Source organism: Metabacillus rhizolycopersici, assembly GCF_020075705.1.
In genome coordinates this window covers 1-2,255 of the sequence record NZ_JAIQUM010000184.1, presented here as the reverse complement: position 1 = coordinate 2,255, position 2,255 = coordinate 1, and the positions used below count along the sequence as shown (strand labels likewise).

The following is a 2,255-nucleotide window of genomic DNA, read 5'->3' as shown; positions in this document are numbered from 1 at the left end:
AATTGGTCTACACCTAACATATGAAATTATAGAAGAACCCGCTTGATAAAACAAATACTAATCATGAAAATGCCACAAAAAATTTGTGGCATTTTCATTGACATAATCTTTTTTCAACAAAGTGAAACCAATCCCTTATGTACCAAGGGATTGGTTTTTTTGTGACTTCCTAAAGTTGCTATTATGTTAACTAGATTTGTATAGAGTATTCATTCAATCCTTTGAGATCTTGATCAATTAAGATTAATTAGCCCTAAATTAAATGAATATAAAAAAAAACAGAGGAAACTCTAAGAAAAAAGGAGTTTAAATTTACATGTCATTGAAAAATCAGTGGTTAATCAATATTGCAATGGTGTTAATATCATGGTTATTACTTCCCATAGTCGGAAAAAATAACATAAAAAGATTTCTTCCAGCATCGATCCTCGCAATCCTTTTAACTATTTTTGATCTCCAAATCGGGAAACAACGCAGATGGTGGTCTTTTTATAATAAACCACAGTCCACTATTTCAAATGAATTTCCTTTTCTCATAGGTCCAATGTTGGTGATGTCTTTATTTTCATTAAAATGGACATACGGAAATTTTAAAAAGTTTATTATGCTAAATGCTTTTTTTCAAGTGATTTTTACATTTCCGATTACAAGGTTGTTTACAAAATTAAAAGTGTATAAATTAGTTTGGTTTAATGAATTTCAATTCTTCTTGTACTTCTTTTATAAGGCCTTTTTCTTATATGGATTTCAATACATTATTGAAAGTAAAAAGAAATTTACATAATCAATTAAAAGGATCTTCAAATAAAGATCCTTTTTCAATACCGATAATTCCTAATTATGTTAACTAGTTTTGTATGGAATATTCATCTGATCCTTTGGAATCTTGTTCAACTTGCTGGCAGTTTAGTTGCTTTGGAATCTAAACGTTTTTTCTGATTTTTCCAATCACTAACAATAATAACGGCAGAATAAAACAAATGGTTAAGGAATAAGGTGTCCACGCTTTCGCAATAAAGTCATGAAAATGGACAATATCTCGATATGAAAAGATCGCAAAGGTAATGATTAAAAATGCTAATGGAAAAAGCAAGATTTTATAACTTTTCAATCCAAGTACTTGAGCTAACCCAAGAGAGAGCCCATAATTTATAATAGTCAACTTAAAATACACTGTAAAAACCCAAATGAATGCAATAAGGACTTCAATCCGTTCAATAAAACCTCCAATGCTGATTTTTTTCCCTAAAGTATATGAAGGATAGGCTTGTCTTGCGATAAGGTCAGAACCTAATACTAAAATACAGAAAGCGACCGTAATGAATAGGATAATGCCTCCAATTACCATTCCTCTATAAAAAGCTTTTTTCATTGCTGCTTTTTCGGTAACATAAGGTGTAATCATTAATAGTATCGCAAGCTCTAAATAGGGGAGTCCTAAAATGTGATATGAGCCCTTAATAATTGGTTTCATGCCTTCACCAAAAATAGGTTGTATATTTTCTAATTTGATTTCGGGGATGAGAAATAAGAATAGCATTAATAACATCATAACTATCCATGGGAAAAAAATTATCGCAGTACGGCAGATGACTTCTAATCCTAACCGAACACCGATTAAGCTAGTGAGCAAAAACATGATCATAATCATTTGGATAGGTGTATCAACCAATATTTGTGTCGTAAAAAAATCCCCTATTTCTCTAAGTACACCTGAAGAAAGAATAAAAAAATAAAAAAGATAGAGCAGTGCTGAAATCTTGCCAATCCATTTTCCAAATATTTTTTTATTATATTCGATATAAGTCATAGATGGATAAAGGGTGGCTAATTGATTATATATGAATATAAAAAATAAACTTATAAGAATTGTTAAAGGATCAACAATCCAGGAATCCTGCTTTGCTACCCCTGCAAGTCCAGTAGCTGCAACAAGTACCGTTCCTCCTATCGTAAATACGATGACTAATATCTGAAATTCACCAGCATTAATTTTTCCTTTTTCGAGCATAATTGGTAATAAACCTCCAACATATATCAAATAATATTAGTATCCCAATAAATTCCTGTATTTATTAATAAACTACGAGTAGATATAGGTAAATTAGCAGTATAAAAAGGATCTTCCAATCTGAACTGCACCCCAATTGTTAGACACAACTAACAATTGGAGGTGCAGTTTTTTATGACCAAATATTCTTTAGAAACAAAATTAACGGCTGTTAACGCTTATCTCGACGGTGTAGAATCCTTTA

2 protein-coding genes are annotated in these 2,255 nt (G+C 30.9%); one reads left to right on the top strand and one right to left on the bottom strand.

Annotated features, from left to right (window positions below; translation table 11 throughout):
• Nucleotides 1–316: 316 nt before the first annotated feature.
• Nucleotides 317–784, top strand: a complete 468-nt coding sequence (locus K9V48_RS27750) for a hypothetical protein (RefSeq protein ID WP_224142278.1) — start codon at nucleotides 317–319, stop codon at nucleotides 782–784.
• A 138-nt stretch (nucleotides 785–922) separates the two neighbouring features.
• On the opposite strand, the gene K9V48_RS27745 is transcribed toward K9V48_RS27750, so the two are convergent.
• On the bottom strand, nucleotides 923–2,011 hold the full coding sequence (locus K9V48_RS27745) for a GerAB/ArcD/ProY family transporter (RefSeq protein ID WP_224142277.1): 1,089 nt from the start codon (nucleotides 2,009–2,011) through the stop codon (nucleotides 923–925).
• Between the last annotated feature and the right edge of the window lie 244 nt (nucleotides 2,012–2,255).

Bases quoted from the DNA above. Each gene is read 5' to 3' on its own strand.
- K9V48_RS27750 (WP_224142278.1), top strand. From the start codon at position 317: ATGTCATTGAAAAATCAGTGGTTAATCAATATTGCAATGGTGTTAATA.
- K9V48_RS27745 (WP_224142277.1), bottom strand. From the start codon at position 2,011: ATGCTCGAAAAAGGAAAAATTAATGCTGGTGAATTTCAGATATTAGTC.